Source organism: Nostoc sp., from assembly GCF_036917395.1.
In the GTDB taxonomy this organism is placed as follows: Bacteria; Cyanobacteriota; Cyanobacteriia; order Cyanobacteriales; family Nostocaceae; genus Nostoc.
In genome coordinates this window covers 147,137-171,321 of the sequence record NZ_JBALDI010000049.1, presented here as the reverse complement: position 1 = coordinate 171,321, position 24,185 = coordinate 147,137, and the positions used below count along the sequence as shown (strand labels likewise).

Annotated in this window: 20 protein-coding genes, 1 tRNA gene and 3 pseudogenes; 15 read left to right on the top strand and 9 right to left on the bottom strand. The window is 42.2% G+C overall.

The features are described 5' to 3' along the window. Positions 1 to 101: 101 nt before the first annotated feature. Positions 102 to 1,718 carry an iron uptake porin gene (locus tag V7K46_RS18150; RefSeq protein ID WP_335115468.1) on the bottom strand — a complete coding sequence of 539 codons (1,617 nt, stop codon included), beginning with the start codon at positions 1,716 to 1,718 and terminating at the stop codon, positions 102 to 104. Between the two features lie 296 nt (positions 1,719 to 2,014). Between V7K46_RS18150 and V7K46_RS18145 the strand changes: the two are divergent. The 3 genes and pseudogenes from V7K46_RS18145 to V7K46_RS18135 all read left to right on the top strand — a co-directional run. Then, positions 2,015 to 2,174 (top strand): annotated as a pseudogene (locus V7K46_RS18145) (metal ABC transporter solute-binding protein, Zn/Mn family); the annotation flags it as partial. A 1-nt stretch (position 2,175) separates the two neighbouring features. Next, positions 2,176 to 2,432, top strand: a pseudogene (locus tag V7K46_RS18140) (metal ABC transporter permease); the annotation flags it as partial. Positions 2,433 to 2,506: 74 nt separating this feature from the next. Then, a tRNA-Phe gene (locus V7K46_RS18135) sits at positions 2,507 to 2,579 on the top strand. Positions 2,580 to 3,030: 451 nt separating this feature from the next. On the opposite strand, the gene V7K46_RS18130 is transcribed toward V7K46_RS18135, so the two are convergent. Continuing rightward, positions 3,031 to 4,542 (bottom strand): BamA/TamA family outer membrane protein, encoded by a 1,512-nt coding sequence (locus tag V7K46_RS18130; RefSeq protein WP_335115466.1) that lies wholly within the window; start codon positions 4,540 to 4,542, stop codon positions 3,031 to 3,033. A 1,049-nt stretch (positions 4,543 to 5,591) separates the two neighbouring features. Here V7K46_RS18130 and V7K46_RS32090 point away from each other — a divergent pair. The 4 genes from V7K46_RS32090 to V7K46_RS18115 all read left to right on the top strand — a co-directional run bounded on the left by V7K46_RS32090 (position 5,592) and on the right by V7K46_RS18115 (position 7,679). Then, the gene (locus tag V7K46_RS32090) at positions 5,592 to 5,834 is read left to right on the top strand and encodes a beta-1,6-N-acetylglucosaminyltransferase (RefSeq protein ID WP_442939850.1); all 243 of its coding nucleotides are present in this window, start codon (positions 5,592 to 5,594) and stop codon (positions 5,832 to 5,834) included. A gap of 188 nt (positions 5,835 to 6,022) precedes the next feature. Next, on the top strand, positions 6,023 to 7,120 hold the full coding sequence (locus V7K46_RS18125; RefSeq protein ID WP_335115507.1) for a Gfo/Idh/MocA family protein: 1,098 nt from the start codon (positions 6,023 to 6,025) through the stop codon (positions 7,118 to 7,120). Between the two features lie 4 nt (positions 7,121 to 7,124). Further along, positions 7,125 to 7,370 carry an HNH endonuclease gene (locus V7K46_RS18120; RefSeq protein WP_335115464.1) on the top strand — a complete coding sequence of 82 codons (246 nt, stop codon included), beginning with the start codon at positions 7,125 to 7,127 and terminating at the stop codon, positions 7,368 to 7,370. A 36-nt stretch (positions 7,371 to 7,406) separates the two neighbouring features. Continuing rightward, positions 7,407 to 7,679, top strand: coding sequence for a hypothetical protein (locus tag V7K46_RS18115; protein WP_335115462.1), 273 nt, complete (start codon positions 7,407 to 7,409; stop codon positions 7,677 to 7,679). Positions 7,680 to 7,732: 53 nt separating this feature from the next. On the opposite strand, the gene V7K46_RS18110 is transcribed toward V7K46_RS18115, so the two are convergent. Beyond that, the gene (locus tag V7K46_RS18110) at positions 7,733 to 10,447 is read right to left on the bottom strand and encodes a DUF3536 domain-containing protein (protein ID WP_335115460.1); all 2,715 of its coding nucleotides are present in this window, start codon (positions 10,445 to 10,447) and stop codon (positions 7,733 to 7,735) included. A gap of 549 nt (positions 10,448 to 10,996) precedes the next feature. Between V7K46_RS18110 and cax the strand changes: the two genes are divergently transcribed. The 3 genes from cax (at position 10,997) to V7K46_RS18095 (ending at position 14,847) form a co-directional block, all read left to right on the top strand. Beyond that, a complete protein-coding gene (gene cax / locus V7K46_RS18105; RefSeq protein WP_335115458.1) occupies positions 10,997 to 12,130 on the top strand; it encodes a calcium/proton exchanger in 1,134 nt (377 codons plus the stop codon). 378 nt (positions 12,131 to 12,508) lie between these two features. Further along, positions 12,509 to 13,678: a serine/threonine-protein kinase gene (locus V7K46_RS18100; protein ID WP_335115456.1), complete on the top strand. Its 1,170-nt coding sequence runs from the start codon at positions 12,509 to 12,511 to the stop codon at positions 13,676 to 13,678. Beyond that, entirely contained in the window at positions 13,675 to 14,847 is a 1,173-nt protein-coding gene (locus tag V7K46_RS18095; protein ID WP_335115454.1) for a DarT ssDNA thymidine ADP-ribosyltransferase family protein, read from the top strand. The genes V7K46_RS18100 and V7K46_RS18095 overlap by 4 nt, the downstream gene beginning before the upstream one ends. A 343-nt stretch (positions 14,848 to 15,190) precedes the next feature. Here V7K46_RS18095 and gndA read toward each other — a convergent pair. Continuing rightward, a pseudogene (gndA, locus tag V7K46_RS18090) lies at positions 15,191 to 16,612 on the bottom strand (NADP-dependent phosphogluconate dehydrogenase); the annotation flags it as partial. 215 nt (positions 16,613 to 16,827) lie between these two features. On the opposite strand from gndA, the gene V7K46_RS18085 reads away from it, so the two are divergent. Continuing rightward, a complete protein-coding gene (locus V7K46_RS18085) occupies positions 16,828 to 17,565 on the top strand; it encodes a Ycf66 family protein (protein ID WP_335115452.1) in 738 nt (245 codons plus the stop codon). A 136-nt stretch (positions 17,566 to 17,701) separates the two neighbouring features. Here V7K46_RS18085 and V7K46_RS18080 read toward each other — a convergent pair whose 3' ends face one another. Then, on the bottom strand, positions 17,702 to 18,043 hold the full coding sequence (locus V7K46_RS18080) for a hypothetical protein (protein WP_335115450.1): 342 nt from the start codon (positions 18,041 to 18,043) through the stop codon (positions 17,702 to 17,704). 236 nt (positions 18,044 to 18,279) lie between these two features. After that, positions 18,280 to 19,503, bottom strand: a complete 1,224-nt coding sequence (locus tag V7K46_RS18075) for a glycoside hydrolase family 10 protein (protein WP_335115448.1) — start codon at positions 19,501 to 19,503, stop codon at positions 18,280 to 18,282. A 459-nt stretch (positions 19,504 to 19,962) separates the two neighbouring features. Here V7K46_RS18075 and bchI point away from each other — a divergent pair, with 459 nt between their 5' ends. The 4 genes from bchI to V7K46_RS18055 all read left to right on the top strand — a co-directional run bounded on the left by bchI (position 19,963) and on the right by V7K46_RS18055 (position 22,849). Continuing rightward, positions 19,963 to 21,087, top strand: coding sequence for a magnesium chelatase ATPase subunit I (bchI, locus tag V7K46_RS18070; RefSeq protein ID WP_334724210.1), 1,125 nt, complete (start codon positions 19,963 to 19,965; stop codon positions 21,085 to 21,087). A gap of 240 nt (positions 21,088 to 21,327) precedes the next feature. Further along, a complete protein-coding gene (locus tag V7K46_RS18065; protein ID WP_273767702.1) occupies positions 21,328 to 21,624 on the top strand; it encodes a hypothetical protein in 297 nt (98 codons plus the stop codon). A 153-nt stretch (positions 21,625 to 21,777) separates the two neighbouring features. Further along, positions 21,778 to 22,125 carry a hypothetical protein gene (locus V7K46_RS18060; protein WP_335115446.1) on the top strand — a complete coding sequence of 116 codons (348 nt, stop codon included), beginning with the start codon at positions 21,778 to 21,780 and terminating at the stop codon, positions 22,123 to 22,125. A 502-nt stretch (positions 22,126 to 22,627) separates the two neighbouring features. After that, a complete protein-coding gene (locus tag V7K46_RS18055) occupies positions 22,628 to 22,849 on the top strand; it encodes a ferredoxin-thioredoxin reductase variable chain (RefSeq protein WP_442939849.1) in 222 nt (73 codons plus the stop codon). 5 nt (positions 22,850 to 22,854) lie between these two features. Here V7K46_RS18055 and V7K46_RS18050 read toward each other — a convergent pair whose 3' ends face one another. From V7K46_RS18050 to V7K46_RS18040, 3 genes are all read right to left on the bottom strand, one after another. Then, the gene (locus tag V7K46_RS18050; protein WP_094329446.1) at positions 22,855 to 23,076 is read right to left on the bottom strand and encodes a hypothetical protein; all 222 of its coding nucleotides are present in this window, start codon (positions 23,074 to 23,076) and stop codon (positions 22,855 to 22,857) included. Positions 23,077 to 23,189: 113 nt separating this feature from the next. Beyond that, positions 23,190 to 23,981 (bottom strand): YdcF family protein, encoded by a 792-nt coding sequence (locus tag V7K46_RS18045; RefSeq protein ID WP_335115444.1) that lies wholly within the window; start codon positions 23,979 to 23,981, stop codon positions 23,190 to 23,192. Positions 23,982 to 24,056: 75 nt separating this feature from the next. Further along, positions 24,057 to 24,185, bottom strand: a complete 129-nt coding sequence (locus tag V7K46_RS18040; protein WP_335115442.1) for a hypothetical protein — start codon at positions 24,183 to 24,185, stop codon at positions 24,057 to 24,059.

The following is a 24,185-nucleotide window of genomic DNA, read 5'->3' as shown; positions in this document are numbered from 1 at the left end:
ATATCAAACTCAGCAAAAAATGCTGGGTTTTTATTTTGGAATCATCTAAAAAAGGGAAGACGCAAAGAATAAATTTACGTCTTCAGGCAAGATTGTGAAAATTAGAAACTGAATGTGGTTCTCAGTGCGCCAATGACAACATCATCGTTGTCATTGTTATGATCTGGAGATGTTAACCAGATGACTCCTGGGGTAATGGTGATATTGTCAGTCAGCTTATACTGGTAGAACGCCTCTAGATGATAGGATGTATCCGCATCTCTATCCAGTCCTGGGACGTTAGAACTTGTCACTCTAGGCTCTACACCAGCGATAATACCTGCTAAATTACCTTGTTTACCGAGGTCAGGAAAGCCGAGAGTGACGGCATAGTTCCAAATGTCAACATCTCCACGATTCCCATTTAATGTGCGGCTGTTGGTGTATCCAGCCCAACCACCTAAGACGATGTTATCAGTGATGCCAATGGATGCTTCGACACCGTAAGAATTACTGGAAAATCGGGAATCTAGCGCACCATCGCCATCTAAATCCAAGGGCGCGAGAGTTGCTGCATTGCTACCCGTGAGTAGTGGCTGATTATAGGAATTGATGTAAGTTAAACCAAAAGAAATGCGATCATTTGGTTTAACCGTCAGCTGTGCTAGCGCACCGTAAGAACCATTAAATAAACCATTATTGAGCGTAGGGTCATTAGCTGTACCACTCAAATACCCTAGACTCAGTGCCAATTTATCACTGAACTCGTGCGTTACGGCCAACCCCGCGCCATTTATCTGGCCATAAATTGGGTTGCGTGTACCAAAGGTGGACAAAGCACCAAAGGAACCATCACCGTCAAAGAGATTGACAGTACTGGTAATATCATCTGCTGCTGCTGCGTTGGCAAGAACAGTAACCTGTGTTTTTTCACCCAGAGGGAATTTGTAATACAAGGCATCTATAAAAGCATTAGTCGTACCATCACCAGCAAAGAATAAGTTACCCTCTGGTGTACCAATGTTAGGGCTGAGAATATTATCAGCCTGGATTCTGGTGAACAGCGTATCTTTCCCTGTGAAGCTGGTCACCAATTCTATCCGCGCCCGTAACCCTAAAGTTGTATTCTTATCTGTAATTTCCGCACCGTTGACTGTATTTCCTGACAAAACATCACTGACGACTGCGATAACTTCTCCTTGCAGTTTAGTTGTGGTTGAAAACCGATTCGCCTCCAATTCAGCACTGCGTACTTCTACTGCATCTACACGACCTCGGAGTGTCGCTAGTTCTGCTGAAAAATCTTCTTGCAGCTTTTGTAATGTGGCTAAATCTTGTTTGTTAACTAAATCGCCAGTGGCTGTAGCGATAAGTTCGTTAACGCGGTCAAGACAAGCATTCAAACCAGCAGCAAATTCATATCGCGTTAATGCCCGATTACCACGATAAGTGCTATTTGGGTATCCGGCAATACAGCCATAGCGCTCAACCAAAGACTGCAATGCTTGGAATGCCCAATCAGTAGGTTGTACATCGGAAAATTGAGACACGGAGGTAACTTGCGCCATTGTCTGATCTTGCGCTGTGTTCGTAGCTCTTATGTCTGGATTAGCTAAAACTTGCCCTTGATTGATTTCAGACGTGCCAGATGTTTCACTTGCAAATGTAGCAGTATTCACAAATAGCATTACACCGCAGATTGCTGGACTAACTAGCAGATATTTACAGAATTTTTGCATTTTTCTCCTCACATTGATCTCCAATTCACACCCAAATCACATTTTTTTAAACGTGTATTTTATGAGAATATTTGTCAGCAATCTTATCAGAAGTAAGCAAACTTTTTAACAAAAAAAGTCAAGAAATCCTAATTATTCAGGGAAAACTAAATTGCAGAGGGCTGTACCGTCTGAAAAAGTTTTGTTGTTATTCATTGCACAGGAAACCCAGAATGATATTCTCTGACGATTTTAATAATGAGAATCATTATATGGTAAAATTTAGAAAAAGGCAATCCGCTATTATCTTTGATAATGCGTTTGCATATTTAGCTAAACGCTATAACCTCAAGCAAGTTGCTGTGGTGCAAATTCCCCAAGATCAACTTTCACCAACGGATGTGCAAAATGCAGTCAATGCTGTGAAAAAGTACAAAGTTAAAGCTTTATTTTAGTGAACCAGGAGTAGATAACAAATTTAACTTCACTCGCCGTTGCTGTAGCGATTAAAGCTGTCGGCGTTTTACTGGTGAACGCTTTTTTGGTTATTCCCGCCTCTACGCCAAACTGATGAGTCACCACTTTAACTGCTTTCTAGTCATATGGGTGATAGTTGGTTCCATCAGCAGCATTGCTGGCATCATTGGAGCAGGTATTTTCAACCTTGCTTCTGGTTCGTTTCTGCTGTTTGTAGCCGTTTTGATCTGGTTCAAGTTGAGATTGAAAGCTGCATAAATATTTTTCTCCAAAGACTTGCTATATTCTTTGATGTTTGCTACATTGATTAATCGTGGCTCACAAAAGCCCCAGCCGGGATAGCTCAGTTGGTAGAGCAGAGGACTGAAAATCCTCGTGTCACCGGTTCAAGTCCGGTTCCTGGCATTCTTTACACCAAAATTGACTTCTGACATAACGCATAAAGTGGCATGAATCTGGCATAAACCGAAAGCTGATTACCAGTTATGTTGGACAAATGGCTTGTAGCTTGTCGCAAATTGTATCTCCCGTTGCTGCCCTTACTAAAATTTGAAATAATGATTTGACATCAAATGCTCCCTTTGTTTTAAGGGAAATATTTTCTGATAAACATTTAATTGTATGTGATCAAGTTTCTTGACAGCCTTACTCTAAGTTGTTCTTGATTAGTTGATAATTCATAAGCATAACTTATAGTATAGGCTAGCTTTTTTCTCATTTAAGTTTGAAGCGGCGATCGCTAGCCAAAAGATCCCTCTCAACTGCTGACTTTCGATCTACTGAGTGTATTTGTTAATGAATGTTAGCAAAAAAGTATCGCTTAACGCAAAGAAACGCAAAGTAATTACAGTTGGGATTAAAATCGCTGACCTGTAGTAACTTCAAATCTAACTTCTCCTTGGTCGCTAATTCCTAAGTCACCTCGAATTAGCCCAAAGGATGACTTCAGTCTCAATCCTAAGCCGTAGCCAAAGCCACTTCCAGGTTTGTCTCGCAGCACTCCTGGTTCTCCTAGCACAGTTTCGCTAGACCCGAAATCTGAGGCTAAGTCAGTAAAGAGAATTCCTCCTATTGACTGAAGAATTGGGAAACGATATTCCACAGAAGCTAAACCATAACTCCGACCACTGGCAACTCTACCATAACCGTAACCTCTAACAGAATTTAACCCACCAATATTAAAAGCATCAGCTGGTGGAAAGTCTCCAAAAGTTGTGCCAATTTGTAAATTAATAGCCAACATTTCTGGATTGTCAGTTGGTCTACCATTACCTATCCAACTGACTGGGAAATACTGAATATAGTCTCCCCGTAGACGGTTGCTGGAAATATTACCCAGTCCAATGGGAATCGCTTGTTCTGTACTAAGGGTGAGGATTGATCCTTGAGTTGGATTGTCTCGGCGATCGCGTTGATCTCTGGATACAGCAAATGATACTGTAAATAGGTCATCAATGCCAGTACCACTGACAGATAGGGGACTCCCTAATCTATCGACCTGTGCAACGTTATACTCTTGATCGCGTAGGCTAATCCTGGTATAGTTGAGAGCCACAGATGTATCCCAGTCATCGAAAGAGCGTAAGAGTCCCACAGAAGCGCCAAACCTTCCCTCACGCACTTTGTTGCCATTAGACAATCTGATGTCTTCGTTGAAGGTTCCCGATATATTTCGACTACGAAAACTTCTAATGCTATAGCCTAAGCGGTTTGGTTCTCCAGGACGATAACGACTAATGAACTGACCATTAAACTGGACATCTTTAGTGCTAAATTGCACAGTTGTATCTAATTTATCGTTAAGACCGCTGATATTTGCATCTTTATAACCCACGCGACCGTATAGCCCAACATCATCGTTACTACCGCCTCCTAAGATTAGAGAAGGGAAGCGACGCTCTTTTATTTTATAAATGATATTAACACTGGAGGCATCTTCTTCTCGATTAACATCTACTTGATTAAATGACTCTAATCTCCTCAATCGTTGCAAGTCTGCTTGAAGCAAATCCTCACGGAATACCTGACCGGGTTTGAGTCTCAGCAGACCAATGATAAAATCTGTCTGAGTTCGCCCTTTAATTAACTGACCTTTGTCATCGAGTGACTCATTTTTGTGATTAATAAAACGAATCTGGATGTCTTTGACAACTTTTTGGGAAAATTCCAGCGCTTGGCTATCTCCTGAAGTCGCTCCTATATAATTACCATATTTGGCATACCCTCCCTCTATATGGATCGTAGCTTCCGGCGTTACAATACCACTAGCCCCATCCTGAGTAGAAGATTGCGAGTCTGCAAGGGCTTCTGGATTTTGCCCACCCACTAACATTACCGCGATCGCAACTACAGTTATTTGAACTCGCATATTGAAAATCTGTTAGTGTTATTAAGTTTACGACATAGAGCGAATCTATTGTGCGTAAGTCTTATAGTTCTGAAGGAGGAGGTATCGGGAACATCTCAAGAAGTGTAAAAATGGCTGCTAAAATTCTGCTAAATATCTACGCAAGTATGATTATTCTACCCCGAAGTCTCTCAATACCCCCAAAGATGACAATAGACATCTGGTGAAAAAGAATATAGAGACACGAAACTTGCGTCTCTACAAGGGTTCTGGATAACGCATGTTTAATTTCACCAGATATCTAATGATTCGTGGGAGTGGCTGGACAATTTTACCGGAAGTCAACAACAATCCCTAATCGATGAAATTGTAGCCCAATTAGAGCCTTTCAAGCTAACTTATTATATCGAACTCCGGTTAGCATGATACAATTTGAAACTTTGCCTTTATATCTGGTTATTTTTCTAGGTTTTCATCATTTCATAATGAAGCTAAAATTAAATACTATAGGATGAGGGTAACAAAAAAACAAATTTGTTTCTCTACCAAGATAAGTTTTATGAAAATAGCATATATAATTTTGGCACCTAATTCTCCTGAACAATTGGTACGGCTTATTTTTAAGTTTAATACAGATGATGTTTCATTTTTTATCCATCTAGATAAAAAATAGATACGACAATATGTTATTAGATATTTAATCAATTAAATAGATTATTAAATATATTTTTGTCAATAAATATAATTCAAACTAGGGAAGTTTTAATTTGGTAAAAGCTACTTTTAAAGCAATAAATGGAATAGTAAAAACAGGACTAAAATTTGATTATGTTATATTTTTATAAAGTCAAGACTATATGATGAAAAAAAATGCATATATCAAGAGTTTTCTACAAAGAAATCAAGGGAAAGAATTTATATAATATTTTTCACTACCTTATAGTTACTGGAAAGAAGGCGGTTTAATAAGAATAGAATATTGGCACATCTATTAGAATGATAAATATTGTTGTATTCCCGAAAAGCGTGAATTTAAATTTTATATTGTATCTTTATTATATTGATTTTTAATTTCGCGTTTAGTTAAAAAACGCAAACTTCCTGAAGGCTTTGCTATTTATGGAGGTTCTCAATTCTGGTGTTTAACAGGAGAATGTATAAAATGGATAAATATTTTTGTAAAGCAAAATCCTAAGTTTGTTAAACGTTTTAATTACACTTATTGTACAGATGAGGTATTTTGTCAGACACTTGTCTTAAATTCACCTTTTAAAGATAAGGTAATTAACGATAATCTGAAATATATAGATTAGGGTGGCAACATTAATGCCTATCATCCAATAATTTTAGAAGAAAAGGATTTTGAAAAAATCAGGGAATCAGAAAAATTATTTGCTAGGAAGTTTGATGCAAGTAAAGACTCGGATATATTAAATATGATAGATAAAATGATATTATTAGGTAAATAGTAAGTTGTAGAAGTATGCGAGTAAAGGATGATATGATTGGGATTGCGATCGCAGGCACTGGATTTGGTCAAAAAGTCCACATCCCTGGATTCCAAGCACATCCTCAAACTGAGGTAGTTGCTGTTTATCACCGGGATATAAATAAAGCCAAAGCTATAGCAGAATCCCATAATATTCCCCACGCTTCCGATTCACTTACAGATATTGTAGCATTGCCAGAAGTGCAAGCAGTCAGCATCTCGACGCCGCCATTTTTGCACTATGAAATGGCAAAAACCGTACTGGAAGCTGGGAAACATTTATTACTAGAAAAACCGACAACCTTAAATGCAGTTGAAGCTAAAGAACTTTATCAGTTAGCTAGAGAAAAAAGCGTCATTGCAACTGTAGACTTTGAATTTCGCTTTGTACCTGCATGGCAATTATTTGCTGAACTATTGTCAGAAAACTATGTGGGTGAGTTGCGCTTAATTAAAATTGATTGGTTAGGTTCTTCTCGTGCTGATACTTCACGCCCTTGGAATTGGTATTCTGACAAAGAGAAAGGAGGCGGTGCATTGGGATCTTTAGGTTCCCACTCCTTCGATTACATCCACTGGTTATTCGGGCCAGTCCGTAGATTAAACGCCCATTTAACTACTGCTATTCCCACACGAGTTGACCCTATTAGTGGGGAATCTAAGCCAGTGAATACAGATGACAACTGTATATTAACGCTGGAATTAGCAAATGGCACACCTTGCGAACTTTCGATCAGTGCGGTTGTTCATGCACCAAGAACCCATTGGATAGAAGTATATGGCGATCGCGGTACATTAATTGTGGGCAGTGAAAATCAAAAAGATTATATACACGGCTTTCGTGTTTGGGGTTCCCAGCCAGGTAAACCTCTAACGGAAATAGAAATACCGAATCGGTTAATTTTTCCCAAAAATCATGCTGATGGGCGCATTTCTGCATTTATCCGCGTAGTAGACCAATGGGTGCAAGGAATTGACCGCAATCAGGAAATTACACCATCGCTGCGAGAAGGAATTTATTCTCAGTTGTTGATGGATTTATCCCATGAATCCCATACAAAAGCGAGTTGGGTAGATGTACCCAGCTTGGAAGGATTTCTTCGCAACTAAGGAAATGAGCAAAACTCCCCGCATTCGTATCCCACTGGAAGTAAAGAAATATGTCTTTCAACGTGACAAATACCAATGCCAAAGCTGCGGTAAAACTACTGGAGAAACTAACCTCAGCATTGACCATATCATTCCCCTTGCCCGTGGTGGTCAAAACGATATCAGTAATCTTCAAACTCTCTGTCTTACCTGCAATCAGGAGAAAACAGACAACATTGATCCCCGCTTCCGGCGATATTTTCAGCTTTAGGTTAGGATCAGACGTGCTATTAGTTCCTGATTATCTATGCCTCAAAATCACAATAGCAATTCCTTAAAATTCCTCAATATTAGAACTACGATTCTCTACCTCTTCGCTGTCATAGCTGTTTTAGTAGTAGCCTTTCCTTGGCTATATGAGATTAAAACGAAAGCTGGGATCGATATATCACCTGGACGCCATGCAGGAACCTTTTTTGAGAAACATACCCACGGACTCTTCAAGTGTGAGTGGCTTTATCCATACCATTGCGTAGACGCAAAGCGGCTTGTCATTAGACATCGCCCCCAGGTTAAGTAAAGGAAGTTAAAAAGAAAAGGGGAAAATTTTCCCCTTCTCTGTGTGTGAGATTTTTATCCCAACTGATTTGAGATCATGCTGACATCAACGGCTAACTTTTTGCCCAACTTGAGCAATTGAAGACACTGATTATCTCCTTCATTCTCAAGGCTAGTGACACACACCGGCGCTATCTGACTGTGCAGACAACTAAAATATAGCTCTTGCGATCGCTGTAGAGAAATATCGATATTTAATTGATCCCCGACATCAATCAATCGCTCCAATAGTTGGATATCTGCATTAAAGCTACCATTGGCATCATGCAACAATTGCCAAAGCGATCGCGCAATTAACTGTTCTAACATCTGCTTACCGTCGGGAATGTTCAGCCGACAACGCAGATGTTTTGCTTCAGTAGCGATCGCCTCCAATTCTAATATGTGATTCCAACTCTTTTGGGGATCAGCGATATCTTGCTCAAGCCATCGCAATGTGATCAGACAGCGATGCCCTAAAGCAATATCTGCTGCTACCTGCAATTCTTGCGGTACTACTATTTCATCTCGATGAAACGCCATCAGCACCCCATAATTATCACGGTAGGCTTGGGTATACAACTGTCCTAAACGTGTCAGTGTTTCCTGACTAAGCAACTGCATAATCCGGTGACGTTCTTCAGCAAATAGATTTTGCAAGCTGAAAGCTTCTTCCCCAAATAGCTGTGTCATCACCAAAATAGTATGAGCCGCACTAGCTTGTTGCAGTGCCCCAAACAGCTTTTCTTTGATTTGGCTGTAGTCACGCCGCCCGGTAAATTGTTGAATGCAGCAGTGGAAATCCCACCCTCCCAAATGCAGAACTGCAAATACCAAATGTTCACTTTCCCAAGTAATCTCTGATACCAGCTTTAAATTCCCGACAGCCAGAGTTAGCGATCCCATGCGTTGCAGTTGGTAATCTAACTCATTAGCAGCATAGCAATAAACCTTTTTGTGGTAACGCTGAGACTGTTTGTCCGCAGCATCTTTTCTTGGCAGAGAATTGCGCGTCTCTACTAGTTTGTGATTGCTAAATAGGGAAGTAATGGCGTAATGGGCTGCTACTTGCTTAAAGCCAAGCTGGGCAGTTAACACGAGTTGCCGATAAATTTCGCCACCGTGTTTGAAGTCATCCACATTGCTGGGGGCTAAACCAAGACGTTTGACAAAGCCTTTTTCCAACTGCACACCAGCCACTTCCCCCGCCAATTCCAAAGCACGGGCGGCGTAACGCAAAATTTGCGTCCCCTCTGGACGGGAAATTTCTTCAAAAAACCAGCCGCAACTAGTGAACATCAATAAAGCGTGACGCTGCATTTCTAACAGACGCAGGGCGTCTACTTGTTCGGCTGCTGTTAGTTTGTGGGTTTGATGACGGGACAGAAAACGGTTGACATTGCTAGCAGAGCGATCGCGCATCACTTGAATATATTCATCTCGTGCTTGCCAGGGATCACGAAATAACTGCCTCCCATGTTCCTCATACACCTCAGTTAGCTGATCCCGCAGCCAATTTAGAGCATTCCGCAAGGGACGACGCCATTTCTGATGCCAGACGCTGCCTTCTCCACCGCAACCACAGTCATCTTCCCATCTGCCGACACCGTGGGCGCAACTCCAGGCTGTGACTGACTTCAATTCCACTTCCCAACTGGGAGAATTTAAGGTTAGGTAGTGGGCGAAGTTTGTCACCGTCCAATCCTGTTGAGGAAACTCTCTGGTAAAAGCATAGGCTAAAGTTTTCTCAGTTCCCTTCTTGTGATGTCCGAAGGTTTCCCCATCCGTCGCCACAGAGATTAACTGTGTTGGCCGATGATCCCCACGCACGGCTGAACCGATACGTCCGGCAAAGTGAGTCGAATTATAAACGACATCACTAAAACCCATGTCCCGCGATATCGGGCCATCGTAGAAAAAGATATCAATATAAGGTAATTCTTCTGTACGACTATCCTTGCGGCTAGTGGGGATCGCACTCAGAGTTGAAGATGAACTACCTAGTGTGGGCTGCAAATAACAACGATACGGACGAGTGGAATCAATCTGACTACCACCGACTTCGATCCATTCCGGATTGGGATCATCTTGAGTAGGGAGGGGACGGCAACGTAGTGCTTGGGAAGGTGCAAGGATAATGAAGCGAATACCCTCAGCAACAAGAGCCTCTAAGGTTGCATAGTCCACACCGGTTTCTGCTAGCCACATGCCTTCGGGATCACGTCCAAAGCGGGAGCGGAAGTCTTCTTTACCCCAGCGAATTTGGGTATATTTGTCGCGTTCGTTCGCCAGAGGCATGATGATGTGATTGTATACTTGCGCGATCGCATTGCCGTGACCATGCAAACGTTGGCTACTCTTGGCATCCGCCTCTAAAATCCGCTGATAAACCTCCACATCGTAGCGTTCTAGCCACGACATCAGCGTTGGCCCAATATTAAAACTAAAATACTCATAATTGTTGACGATCTCCACCACTTCGCCTCGGTCATTTAAGACTCTGGCAAATGCATTCGGGCGATAGCATTCCCAATGAATCCGCTCATTCCAGTCATGGAAAGGTGCAGCGCTCGGTTGGCGTTCAATTGCGTCCAGATAAGGGTTTTCCCTTGGTGGCTGGTAAAAATGACCATGCACCGTCACATAAACACCGTTGGCTTTTCTCAGGGGATCGCTTTCTTTGGTGTTATTGGGATCTGAATCTAATGTTAACGTTGAGCCACTAGCTGGCATTTGGTCAGCAGAAGTCATGTATATTTATCCAAAACAAAAAACTTACAGTTGCACCGAAAAGTTTGTGCATAAACCTTTCTCCAATGGTTTGAACACAAAATCCGGTATAAACAACAACTATGGAATCCAACCTAATTTTTGACAAAGCTATTTTATTGTAGTGGGAAATCTGCGTTATCGCACAGCGCAAAGTCCGTTGGGCGGCTCTGCCGACTTAAAGCAACTTTGCAAGACAGCCCTTTCCCTGAAGGCTTAAAATAATCAGCCATTAAACAAAACCTCAGTTAGGGGTTTTCTCTTCTTCAGCGCCAATCAAAATTTTAATTGTCTTTTAATATATTAAACCCCATTTCTGGTGTAATAATTTGGCTCAAATTCATACTTTTGCAACAAAAGATTACGAAAACTCCTTAATTCGCAATTTTATTTTACATACATAGCAGTGAACTGAAAACAGTACAATTTCTGAATTGCTCTACAGACGGTTGAGAGTATCCTATGGGAGTGCTGAATTGAAAGTTATTTTTTATTCAACACTCCAAATTTTAAAACTTAGGATTCCTCGCTGTGGATGATACCCTCAACTCAAGACAACAAATGTCAACAAAAAACATTATTCTTCTCGTTTTATTGCTGTTTATCCCGGTTTCCCTAGCAGCCCACTTTCTGGAGTGGGGAGAATTGATAGTTTTCATTACAGCTGGATTAGCAATTCTGCCCTTAGCAGCTTGGATGGGTACAGCCACAGAAGAAATTGCTGTCGTAGTGGGGCCATCAATGGGGGGCTTGTTAAACGCTACCTTTGGCAATGCTACAGAACTAATTATCGCCTTAGTAGCGCTGAACGCTGGGTTAATAGATGTAGTCAAAGCCAGTATCACGGGATCGATTATTAGCAACTTACTACTGGTGATGGGTTTTTCCATGCTTTTGGGAGGACTGCGCTACAAAGAACAGACATTTCAGCCAATTGTGGCGCGGGTGAATGCTGCTTCGATGAATTTGGCGGTGATTGCCATTTTGATGCCAACGGCGATGAATTATACCTCTCAAGGTATTAACCAACAAACACTGCAAAATCTTTCTATTGCTGTTGCTGTGGTGTTAATTCTGGTTTATGCCCTAACGTTGCTATTTTCAATGAAAACCCACTCTTATCTATATGATGTGGGTTTAGCGGAGGCAGAAGCAGAAGCAGAGGAAATATCAATATCTGATGCTAAACCAAATATGACGTTATGGGTTGGCGTGCTGCTAGTGTGTACCTTGCTGGTGGCAATTGAGTCAGAAATGCTAGTGGATTCTCTGGAGGTGGCCACATCTCAGCTAGGTTTGACGGCGCTGTTCACAGGGGTGATTTTGGTTCCCATCGTCGGTAACGCGGCCGAACACGCCACAGCAGTCACCGTGGCGATGAAAGATAAGATGGATCTTTCCCTTTCGGTAGCTGTGGGATCAAGTATGCAGATTGCCCTATTTGTCGCGCCTGTATTAGTTATAGCAGGGCGGATATTGGGTAAACCAATGGATTTGGATTTCAAACCCTTTGAATTAGTAGCTGTGGTTGTGTCAGTGTTGATTGCAAACACTATTAGTTCCGATGGTAGGTCTAATTGGCTAGAAGGCACTTTATTATTAGCTGCCTATACAGTGTTGGGATTCGCCTTCTACTTCCATCCAGTTATGGATGCTGTGGGGTAGTTAGCAGTGCGACGCCGATAGCGTACCCCTACGGGGAAGCAAGCTACGCGCAGCGTCTCTAAGAGTTGCGTTAGCGAGTCTTGCCTACGGCACGCTGCGCGAACGAGCGTCATAGCCGGTCGTAGACATCGCTCATAGTTTAACAAGAAAGCGATGTCTACGACGGGCTGCGCCTACGCTCTTAATTATGAGTAATGACCGAGCCAACTTTAGATTTTAGATTCTTTTGGTTCATGCCAGACTAACGTCTTGCTACGCGCTTTCACTCCTTCTGGATGACACAAATCCAAAATTCAAAATTTAAATTCCAAAATCTGTTGATTACACCCTTTTGCCAGGGACAGGAGAAAATAAAGACATATAAGAGCGATCGCCTGTATGAGCTACTGCCTTAACCCCCATTGTCCCAAGCCGGAAAATCCTGCTGATGTGAACTTTTGCCGGACTTGCGGTTATAAGCTACTCCTCAAAGAACGTTACCGTGCTATCAAACCAATCGGACAAGGTGGTTTTGGCAAAACCTTCTTAGCTGTGGATGAGGATAAACCCTCAAAACCACGCTGCGTGATTAAGCAATTTTATCCCCAAGCCCAAGGCACTAACACTCTTGCAAAAGCTGTAGAGTTATTTAATCAAGAAGCGGTGCAGTTAGATGAATTGGGCAAACATCCCCAAATTCCCGAACTACTAGCATATTTTACCCAAGAAGCTCGGCAGTATCTTGTCCAAGAATTTATCGACGGGCAAAACTTAGCCCAGGAATTGGCACGTAGAGGTGCTTTCAATGAAATACAAATCCGGCAACTATTAAATGATTTATTGTCAGTTTTGCAATTTTGTCATGCCAGACACGTAATTCACCGCGATATTAAGCCAGAAAATATTATCCGCGAAAGCGATGCCTACGGCAAGGGCGAAGCCCAACGCAAACTAGTATTAGTAGATTTTGGTGCTGCTAAATCTACCACTGGCACTCCCTTAAATCAAACTGGTACTAGTATTGGTAGTCCAGAATATGTTGCACCTGAACAAATGAGAGGTAGGGCTGTTTTTGCTAGCGATATTTACAGTTTGGGTGCTACTTGTATTAATTTATTAACTAAGCGATCGCCCTTCGATTCCTACGATACCAACAACGATACTTGGGTATGGCAGCAATACTTACAAACTCCCGTTAGTAATCAGTTGAGTCGAATTCTCAATAAGATGCTAGAAAGTATTCCAGTGCGACGTTACCAAACAGTAGATGAAGTTTTCAAAGACTTAAATCACCAGCCCCAAGCAGCAGCCACGCCTGTTCCCCCAGCAAAACCCCTGACTACACAACCGACTTCTCCACCTGCGGTTGTCCCGAAAACTCCCAGCCAAATTGATTTAGAATTAGAGGAAATGAAAACTTTATTTATTGGCAAAGCTAAACCCCAAAATAACAATCAAAATCAACCGAAAACACAATCAATCCAGCCTTCTAGTAAAAGCCAAATAGATGAAGAATTAGAAGAATTAAAAGCTAAATATCTTGGGAAGAATAACACGCCAAATCAATGAGAAAACCAGATATAAAAAGCCTCTATTACATCACACACATTGAAAATCTGCCCTCAATACTTCAAAGAGGTATCTTATCCCACAAAGCAGTTGAGGAGTTAGGTGTTTCATATATACCAATCTACAATAGTGGGATTGTTAGCAAGCGTAAAGACAAGTCTACGCCTGCAAGGAGTAGTTTGTGGGAATACGCTAACTTATACTTTCAGCCACGTAACCCAATGATGTATCGGGTGGTTCATGAAAAGGACAAAAGAGATATTGCTGTTATTGGAGTTAAACCGGATGTACTTGCAGCAGTAGGAGGACTAATTACAGATGGAAATGCTGCCAATGAACCTACTCAATTTTTTGCTATTAAGGAAGGAATAGAAATACTTCAGAAACAATGGAAAATTATTCAAAATGAGTGGTGGAATGAGCTTGATGGTTCTAAACGAAAGATAATGGCTGAGTGCTTGGTTCCTGATCAAATCAGCCCAGAACTTGTTCATTCAGTTTTTGTAGTAGACTATAAGGCTAAAGAGCGAGTCGAAACAATTATAGGTTCAGCTAAAATACCTGTTGTTCCTGAACCAAATATGTTCTTCCAACCCATATCTGCTGCCCGTATTGGGACTAATATTTCCTTGATTGATGGGGATATGTTTTTTTCAAATATGCAAACGCTGACGATTAGTGTTAATCTTCAAGGCATAATGGGCAAAGGATTAGCGTCACGGGCAAAATATCAGTTTCCTGACGTATATGTAGTTTATCAAGATGCTTGCCGGAATCAACAGCTTACTGCTACAAAACCCTATCTCTATAAACGGGAAGCTTCTTTAGATCAAGAACTAGCTGATCTTAGTCTTCCGCTAGTGTCCTCCAATGCTGTTAAGTGGTTCTTGTCGTTTGCTACTAAAAGACGATGGCGAGAAAACTCTCGTTTAGAAGACATTGAAGGTGGCTTAGACTGGGTTAGAAAAAATTGTCATGATGTTGGTATTCAGTCTTTGGCAATGCCAGCTTTGGGTTGTGGTTTAGGCAACTTAAATTGGGCTGAAGTCGGGCCGCTAATGTGTCGGTATTTGCATAACATAGGAATTCAGGTTGCGATTTATCTTCCACGGGAACACCAAATTGATTCCAAATACTTAACTAATGATTACTTGCTAAATCACTCTTGATTCACACGTTACCGTAGATGGGTTTTCTCTAAGAAAATATGCAAGTTAAAAGTGCATTAGCTTAATAATTAATAATTAACAATTAATAGTGATATAGCGGTTCTCAGTTGAGTAAGGTACTAAAGTTGCCTACCTTCAACCCCCTAAGAGCAAGTGAAGACGGGACTATGATGTACCTTACTATGATTAGGAAACGCTATAAGTGACAAAAAAAGTGACTCTCAAAGAGCCACTTTCTTTCTTTACAATCTAAAACTCTCTAAACTTTTGGAGAAGTTGTAGGTGTTGTAGGTGTAGTTGGTTCTGTAGCTTGCACCTCTCTTGGTGTGGAAGTTTGCACTGATGCTTCAGAAATCGGTGTCCATTCGGTGTGGAAGGCTCCAGGCTTATCAAGTCGCTCGTAGGTGTGCGCCCCGAAGTAGTCGCGTTGGGCTTGAGTGAGGTTTTGGGGCAAGCGATCGCGTCGATAACTGTCAAAATAATCTAATGATGCACTGAATGCTGGCACTGGAATTCCCAGTTTTGCTGCTGTTGCCAACACTTCGCGCCAAGCTGTTTGTCTGTCGAGAATTGTCTGCCTGAATTCCGGAGCCAATAACAGGTTAGGTGGCGCTGGATTTTCGCTAAATGCGTTCTTAATCTTATTCAAAAATCCAGCGCGAATAATACAGCCACCCTTCCAAATCCGCGCCAGTTCACCTAAATGCAAGTTAAAATTGTAGGTTTTTGAAGCTGTAGCCAACAATGCCATGCCCTGAGCGTAAGAACAGATTTTCGAGCAATACAGGGCATCTCGCACCATATTGATAAAGGCTTTGGTATCTCCCTCATACTTGCCAGAAGGACCTGTGAGTATCTTGGATGCTGCTACCCGCTCCTTTTTGAAAGAAGACATTATCCGGGCGTTCACCGCTGCAATCATTGTTGGTACGGCAACCCCCAAATCCATTGCAGTTTGCACTGTCCAGCGTCCAGTTCCCTTTTGCCCTGCGGCATCAACAATCAAATCGACTAAGGGTAGATTTGTATCTGGGTCAATGTAGGGGAAAATCTTTGCTGTAATTTCAATCAAAAACGAATTGAGTTCGTCGGTGGTGTTCCATTCGGTAAAAACTTCATGTAGCTGATTATGGTCTAGTCCAGCTACATTTTTCAGCAAGTCGTATGCTTCTGCAATTAACTGCATATCGCCATACTCGATGCCGTTGTGTACCATTTTGACGTAGTGACCGGCACCACCAGGACCGCAATAGGTTACGCAAGGGCCATCATCAACTTGGGCAGCAATTTTATTAAAAATTGGCGATAGATACTCATAGGAGCTTTCTGTACCTCCAGGCATCAGTGAGGGGCCATTTAGCGCACCTTCTTCACCACCACTAACACCCATACCGATAAACCGAAGTCCAGCGGGTTCTAATTCCTGAGTGCGTCGTTCTGTATCTTCAAACCAAGAGTTGCCACCGTCGATAATGATATCGCCTTCGTCTAACAAGGGTTTGAGTTGAGAAATTACTGCATCTACTGGCTTACCAGCTTGCACCATCACTAGGATTTTGCGAGGACGTTCCAATGCAGCCACAAATTCTTCCAGGGTAAAGGCGGCTTTAACGTTCCGTCCTGGGGCACGCTCTGCCATGAATTTGTCGGTTTTATCACGCGAGCGGTTGTATACTGCGATTGGGAAGCCATTGCGCTCCACGTTTAGAGCGATGTTCTCACCCATAACGGCTAATCCAATCACACCAAAGCTTTGTAGTGTCATAAAAAATTTCTGGCTAACTCTTGCAGATCCTTTTACTTTAAGCGTAGTCCGAGATTTTCCGTTCTCTCCTAAAGAAGACCTTAAGAGTTGAATAAACGACAAAAATCCACAACTAACACGGATAATTAATTTTAAATTGTATCTAAATCAACAATTAACTTGCAAAATTTGCAAAATTGAAATAGTCAAAGGACGTAGTAAGGAGTAACCAAATAATGCTGGCATATGTCCTAGCTTTAGTGGTCGGTCTTGGTAGTTTAGCCATTTATATAGCAGCTTTCTTTTTCCCAGAAATCCACCGCAAGAATGACTTTATTTGGAGTGGTGTAGGACTATTCTATGCCTTAGTCTTATGGGTGTTTGCACCCCGCATTACTGGGGGTTTGTTGCTGGGTCATGTGGCTAGTGTGGCTCTTTTGGTCTGGTTTGGCTGGCAAACTCTATCATTACGTCGGCAACTGACTCCGCAGGCACAACAAACCCAAGTACCCAGTCCTGAGACGGTGAAAACTGGCATTCAGGAACAGGTGAATAAGTTGTCGCTTCAGGAACGGCTGGGCCAGTTGCAAAAAGGTCTTGGTAGCACCTTCAGTGGCGTGAAAGATAAGGTGCAACAGACTGTGAGTAAAAAGCCACCCACAACCCCCAAACCTGAAGATATTACCTCTGTACTGGCAGAGAAACCTGCTGTTGAGATTATCGACAAAACTATTTCTATACCAGAACAACCAGCAGAGAAGACAGTTACTACCGACACCAAAGCAAAAACTAAGAGTATACCGGAAGCGATTCCACCACATCCCCCATCTCCTGAATTGGTGGAAGCAGCGCAAGCAGATTTTGAAATTGAGGAAAAACAACCGATTCCCGTAGAAGAAATTGCGCCAGATGCGGTACTCGCTCCCCCGGCGGAAACACCACCGGAAACAATACCGCCAAATCAAGCTAGTTGAGTGTTGTGAAACCCAGTTTTAATCTTAAATGATGCTGGGTTTCACTCAACTTATAGTGGTTTTCATTCGAGTTACATAAGGGCTAATTGTAGAAGCAATTTATGAGTTGCTTCTAGGTCTACCTGACTCCAATGTATTAATTTTGGATTAATTTTTTAGTGAACTGGACAAGTAATTCTATTCTTTTTTCTAGAAAAGCGTTAAAGTTCTCATCGAAGGTATCTGATGTGCATAAAGCTCTGTATAAAATGTCTTTTAAAATATCTCCTTTTGGCATCATTTTAATATATTCTGATGGTTTTTTAGCTACTATTTTTTTATTTTCAGAACTATTCAAAAAACAGAAGTTAGCTAGACAATTAATCGAGCTATCATCAAATCGTAAACCTTTTAAAAATGCTTTTGGGTAAATATGATGAAATTCTGTTCTATTATACTTTTGCAAAACTTTATCCAGGTCAATATCTGAGCCTGACAAAAAACTTTTTGGAAGATTATTAGCGAGTATTAAAATAAAAGTATATAAATTTGAGGCTGTTTTTGAGGTATTTTTTGTCTAAGTTCCATTAGTGAAGCAATCCCAGTCTTGACGAGATTACTTTGCTTCTCTTCAAGAGGCTGCGCCAACGCTTGCAATGACAAAAATACTTACCTTTGCGTAAGTCCTGAAAGTGAATCTCATTAGCTTCATCGAACTCACATTGAACAGAAAAGTTATTCAACTCTGGCGCGGAGTGCAGGAGATGGAAAAAGACTTTCAAATCCAACTTGTCGCTCATTTAAGGATTCTATAGCATCGTTCCAAAGACTTTCATAATAAAAGAAGGTTACGCCTAAACCGCGTTCTTGGGCAGCCCGCACTTGAGACTTAATTTGCTGCATGGGAACTGGATTATTTCGTAACCCTGTCATAATGCCAATTCCAGTTGGAATTATTTGTTGCGCTTCTTGAATTTCTGCGCGAGAAATATTTGCCACAAAACTTTGCAGATTCGGACGATAAATTTGCACAATTAACTCGTCCACAATATTTTGCCGCATCCAACTCAGCCAATCTTGCAGGTGAAACTTGTAAGCCAAATCATAGTAATTGGGAGCAACGGAGAAAATCGCCTGGGGTTTTCTCTGCTTCACCGTTTGGTTAAGTTGTACCATGAACGCCGTAATTTTATCTGCCCGCCACTGTACCCATGCCGCATCTTGGGCATTGGTTGGGGGAGGATTATTAGTTTCTTGGGTGTACAAGGCAACTGTATATTGATCGTAGCCAAATTCGTAGGGCAAACTCATGTGATCGTCAAATTGAATGCCGTCGGCATCATATTGGGTAATAGTTTCCAGCACGAGATTGGTAATGAACTGTTGCACTTGTGGATGGAACGGATTGAGCCACATCACCTCACCAGCTGCACTGATTGAAGTTTGGCTACCATCCCGCTTTTGTGTGAACCAATCTGGGTAATTCAGTGCCAGTTCTGAGGTTGAGGGAGCCATGAAACCAAATTCAAACCAGGGAATTACTAGCAATCCTTTGTGATGGGCTTGGGTAATCAGGTCTGCCAGAATATCATGCCCATCTGAACCTTTGTTGACAAAGGGTTGAATACCTGCACGTTGTGCTAGGGCACTGGGATACATCACATAGCCAGAATTCCACACCACAGGATATATTGTGTTGAGGTTCATCTGTTGTAGTTCACTCACCGCATCCTGCACTTTATCGCGACTCTTGAGGGTGTCAAAATCATTGGTGGTCATCCAAACCCCGCGAATTTCCTGACGCGGTAGCTGTGCGATCGCAGGCATGAAGTTGTCTACCAGCAATACCGTAACAAAGGATATTAAAATGAGAATCGGAAAAAGATACTTGAGCAATATCTGACGACAAGCTGCTGTGCATTTACGCCGCCAACTTTGAACAAGAAAAGGTAATTTCATAGATTTGAATGATGCATTAGCTACCTACGCACTCCATTGCTCGCTTTGATGATTGAATCTAGTAACCATTTATTTATTTTACAAGTATTTATGCTTACTAAAATTGATGAGTTGGTAGTTGTTCATTCCCTGCTTATGGAACTTTTGCACCATGAAAAACTAAAGCAGACCTCGCAAAGTTATAAAATGGTTGACGCAGTTAGTAGTGATTAGTGCCCAATAAAAATTGGGCATTGGGGATTGGTTATACTTCATCTTCCCAATTTCCCACCCTGCGCGAAGCTAAAGCCACATCTTTCTCAGCCTTTTTCTTCTCTACGAGACGCTGCGCGTAGCTTGCTTGCCTGTAAGGGTACAATTTTGAATTTTGAATGAGTGAATTTTGAATTGATTTCTCCCACGCCCTACCTGTGTCACAATAAAGAACTGTAATAAGAAAAATATTGTTAAGGTAATTTAGTGAGTCCAACTGCTCAATCCACGGCAAGTGCGCGTCGCGTAGTATTTCCTTTTACGGCAATTGTGGGCCAGGAAGAAATGAAACTGGCGCTGCTATTGAACGTGATTGATCCCAAAATTGGTGGTGTAATGATCATGGGCGATCGCGGCACCGGTAAATCCACAACTATCCGGGCGCTGGCGGATCTGCTGCCAGAAATCTCCGTGGTTGCCAATGACCCCTTCAGTAGTGATCCTAGCGACCCCGACTTGATGAGCGATGAAGTCCGCCAACTGTTAGAACAAGGGGCCCAAATTCCTGTAGCTCAGAAAAAAGTCCAAATGGTAGACCTGCCGCTAGGAGCTACAGAAGACCGAGTTTGCGGCACAATCGACATTGAGAAAGCTTTATCTGAAGGTGTCAAAGCCTTTGAACCAGGACTGCTGGCAAAGGCTAATCGGGGCATTCTTTATGTAGATGAAGTCAACTTACTAGATGACCACCTCGTAGATGTGCTACTCGACTCCGCTGCCAGTGGATGGAACACTGTAGAACGGGAAGGTATTTCTATCCGTCACCCAGCGCGTTTCGTTCTTGTGGGTTCTGGAAACCCTGAAGAAGGCGAACTGCGCCCTCAACTGCTTGATCGCTTTGGGATGCACGCAGAAATTCACACAGTCAAAGAACCAGTCTTGCGGGTGCAAATTGTAGAACAACGGGCGGATTTTGACCAAAATCCTCCAGTATTTCTCGAAAAGTACAAACCCGAACAAGAAGCATTGCAAGAGCAAATTGTCAATGCTCAACAGCTTTTGCCAGAGGTGAAAATTGACTATGATCTGCGGGTAAAAATATCTGAAGTCTGCTCTGAACTGGATGTAGATGGTTTGCGGGGTGACATTGTTAGTAACCGCGCCGCCAAAGCCTTAACAGCATATGAAGGACGCACTGAAGTTACAGTTGATGATATCCACCGCGTAATTACCCTATGCTTGCGTCACAGACTGCGGAAAGACCCCTTAGAATCGATTGATTCTGGTTACAAAGTCGCCAAAGCTTTTAGCCGCGTCTTTGGCGTCGAACTACCAGAAAGTGATACTGCACAAAAAAATGGCACAGGTCAAAAGTTAGGGGCTAGGAGTTAAAAGAGACGCGATTAATCGCGTCTGTACAAAAGTTAGGAGAGACGCGATTAATCGCGTCTGTACAGGAGTTAGAAGAGACGCGATTAATCGCGTCTGTACAGGAGTTAAGAGTTTTGAATGGAAAGCTGCTTCATCACTCACGACTTTAATTCCTCATTCAGCACTGACTACATAACTCACAACTCCTAAGTCAGCACGGGTTAAACCATAGCTATCCGCTAACAACATTCAACACTGACTATGAGATTTTGGTCTTTTTGGTTCAATAGCTTCGTTCTATCTAGTCAATACAATCCGCCCAGGTTTGTAGAATTATTGATGCTCTTATTAGCGATCGCTATGCTAGCAATAGCCACTATTTTACCCGACAGACCCTATTTAATCTTAGGCTTGAGCCTGGTAGTTGGGGCATCTATTTCTATCTTAGTGCGGGAAGCGATCGCCCCCTCACCCCAGACGCGAATTACCCAATTAACAGCATCGCTATTGCTTATCATCAGCCTCTATCAATTCGGGGAATTGTTTTACCAACAGTAATACATGCAACGATACCCACAACAAAATCAGGAGGATATATAATCATACATTCGGCAATACCTCAACAATTCAAAAGAACTCACAGGAGAGCTAATTGCCAAAAGCGAAAACAATTTCATGTACCTCAGCCAGATATTACCCGTTATCTCTAAGATGTTTGACCGACTCCCCCCTGGTTTAGAGGCGTATTATCAACAGCATTTGCACAAGATGATTCCCCCTAATTCGCCAAGTTTTGAGAGGAAATTGAAATCATTTGTGCTGAGTGTGTTAGTGCAAGTTTCATCACCCTTATCAGCAGAAGTGATTGCTAGTGCAATTGATGCTGATGAATACGATGTTGAAGAAGTTCTGGAAAATTGGCGTGAGTTTTTAATACTCCAAGAAATTGATGGAGAAATCCGCTACAGTCTTTATCATTCCAGCTTCCGGGATTTCTTAAGCAAGGAAATTTTGGTTAGACTTTATACCGTTTCTCAGTTGAGTCTTATAAAGACCTAACCCCCAACCCCTTCTCTTATAGGGAAGGGGAGTAAGATTCAAAGCCTCTCTCCGTTTCGGAGGGAGGTCAGAGTCAGAGTGCATTCGATAATAACAGCGGCATCTGTCATGCACGAAAATTGGTGAGACAGTTGACCTGGGGAACATCCAAGAGTGAAGATAAAAGAGTTAGATATCTTGTCAAAGTACTAAGCACATCTGATATCGCCTGATTTCCTTTTATTTCCCTATTTCTGGGGTAAAGACGGAGGGTAAGGCCGATACGTATCAACGCGGCAAAAAACTTAAAAAAGTACGCACAGACTGCTAGGATGTGTGGCAGTCGCTACAGCGCTGGACTCACCGCAATGCGCTGCCTTGCCTGGACGTAGAGGGTTAAACACGCCGTATTACCCCGATGAAGCGTCAAGAAATAGCTGATTAAATCAAATTTTAAGCGATTTAATCATATATTTTGTAGCAGATACTTGTGGAAAAGCAAATGCTAGGTGTAAATGTTGTTATGAATGTTGGCGATCGCGTCCGTGTTAAAGAATCGGTAGTAGTGTATCATCATCCTGAACATCGGAGTCAGGCTTTTGACATCAAAGGCACAGAAGGTGATGTCGTAGGTATTGCCACCCAATGGCGAGGCAGACCGATAAGCGCTAATCTGCCGATTGTAGTCCAGTTTAGTAAAAAGTTTAAAGCCCATTTACGTGAAAATGAGTTAGAAGTCATCTAAATCACTTATCGCCGGCGAAACCACTGGAAAATATTCAGTTCGCCGCGCATTCTTTTAAGCTCTTGTCGGTGCTGTTCTGCTGTTGTATAATACCATTCACAATAACGCTGAAACTCTGACCGTGACCGAACTTCATGGTAGAACTGGTGGGTTGTTTGGTAAGCAGCAAAAGCTTCCTCAACTTGGGGTTGAGGGGATGGCATAATATAAGGTAAATTTTTAGACATAATGTTAATTGAGTTAGGAGTTTGGGATTAAGAGTTTGGAGTTTGGAGTTTGGAATTCAGGCAATTACTACATTTCATAATTAATAACTCATAATTAATAACTCACAACTTTATTAAAGCCAACCGCGTAAGCGATAAACTAAAGAACCAATGTACTCTTTTAAAGCGCTGGTAAATTCGTGTAAGTTGTCAGTATCAGGTAATAAATTCAGTATAGCGGCTTTGGGAGTGCTGCCGAGTTCTTGCAGTTCACCTTCACTCACAAGAAAGTCAGTGGGTACAGGAATGGCATTGATTCCTTGACGCTGGAAAATCTGAAGCGATCGCGGCATATGCATTGCCGAAGTTACCAATAATACTTGGTGAATTCCACGAGATGACAAAATTTTTTGGACATTCACTGCATTTTGATAAGTATTCAGAGATTCAGGTTCTTGGACAATTGCCTCAGATGGGATACCAATAGATGTGAGTATTGTTGCCATATCTGCCGACTCTGGTGAACCACTTCCACGCCAATCAATGCGACCCCCGCTCAGAATGATTATAGGCGCTTTTTTTTGGCGATATAGTTGTGCAGCATAAATCACGCGGTCGCCCGATTCACTTAAATCGACGGTAGGTCTTGGGAAAAATGCTGATTTGGTTGCGCCACCTAAAACCACAATTGCTTCTGCAACTGGCATTTGGGCGGGTGGAAGATTTTGCCATTCTAGTGATCGCACTAATGATTTAGCAATCCAAGCATTACTACAAAATAGCAATAAAGTTAGGGCAAAGGCAATTGCGATCGCCGCAGTGAATGGTCGTTTCCACAACGTGACTAATGCTATTACCAAGCTCACGCAGGTTAGTCCTAGTGGATAAAAGAATAGTGGCAGTAATTTGGAAAGATATAAAAACATATTAGGGCATGGGGCATAGGCTGAGGACTGGGGGCTAGGAAAGAAGCAGGGGAGTAGGGGAAAAAAAACTATTGACTAATGCCCAATGACGCCAGTCGCCTCAAGTCGGGAAACCCTTTCGGCAGTTCCTCCTGGGGGAAACCCCCAAGACCGGACTGCCTCACCACGGCGCTGGCTCCCCAATTCCCAATGCCCAATGCCCAA

What these genes read in the sequence shown, in the direction of transcription:
- V7K46_RS18150 (WP_335115468.1), bottom strand. Translation starts at nt 1,718, where the DNA reads ATGCAAAAATTCTGTAAATATCTGCTAGTTAGTCCAGCAATCTGCGGT.
- V7K46_RS18130 (WP_335115466.1), bottom strand. Translation starts at nt 4,542, where the DNA reads ATGCGAGTTCAAATAACTGTAGTTGCGATCGCGGTAATGTTAGTGGGT.
- V7K46_RS18125 (WP_335115507.1), top strand. Translation starts at nt 6,023, where the DNA reads ATGATTGGGATTGCGATCGCAGGCACTGGATTTGGTCAAAAAGTCCAC.
- V7K46_RS18120 (WP_335115464.1), top strand. Translation starts at nt 7,125, where the DNA reads ATGAGCAAAACTCCCCGCATTCGTATCCCACTGGAAGTAAAGAAATAT.
- V7K46_RS18115 (WP_335115462.1), top strand. Translation starts at nt 7,407, where the DNA reads ATGCCTCAAAATCACAATAGCAATTCCTTAAAATTCCTCAATATTAGA.
- V7K46_RS18110 (WP_335115460.1), bottom strand. Translation starts at nt 10,447, where the DNA reads ATGACTTCTGCTGACCAAATGCCAGCTAGTGGCTCAACGTTAACATTA.
- V7K46_RS18100 (WP_335115456.1), top strand. Translation starts at nt 12,509, where the DNA reads ATGAGCTACTGCCTTAACCCCCATTGTCCCAAGCCGGAAAATCCTGCT.
- V7K46_RS18095 (WP_335115454.1), top strand. Translation starts at nt 13,675, where the DNA reads ATGAGAAAACCAGATATAAAAAGCCTCTATTACATCACACACATTGAA.
- V7K46_RS18085 (WP_335115452.1), top strand. Translation starts at nt 16,828, where the DNA reads ATGCTGGCATATGTCCTAGCTTTAGTGGTCGGTCTTGGTAGTTTAGCC.
- V7K46_RS18075 (WP_335115448.1), bottom strand. Translation starts at nt 19,503, where the DNA reads ATGAAATTACCTTTTCTTGTTCAAAGTTGGCGGCGTAAATGCACAGCA.
- V7K46_RS18065 (WP_273767702.1), top strand. Translation starts at nt 21,328, where the DNA reads ATGAGATTTTGGTCTTTTTGGTTCAATAGCTTCGTTCTATCTAGTCAA.
- V7K46_RS18060 (WP_335115446.1), top strand. Translation starts at nt 21,778, where the DNA reads ATGTTTGACCGACTCCCCCCTGGTTTAGAGGCGTATTATCAACAGCAT.
- V7K46_RS18055 (WP_442939849.1), top strand. Translation starts at nt 22,628, where the DNA reads ATGAATGTTGGCGATCGCGTCCGTGTTAAAGAATCGGTAGTAGTGTAT.
- V7K46_RS18050 (WP_094329446.1), bottom strand. Translation starts at nt 23,076, where the DNA reads ATGTCTAAAAATTTACCTTATATTATGCCATCCCCTCAACCCCAAGTT.
- V7K46_RS18045 (WP_335115444.1), bottom strand. Translation starts at nt 23,981, where the DNA reads ATGTTTTTATATCTTTCCAAATTACTGCCACTATTCTTTTATCCACTA.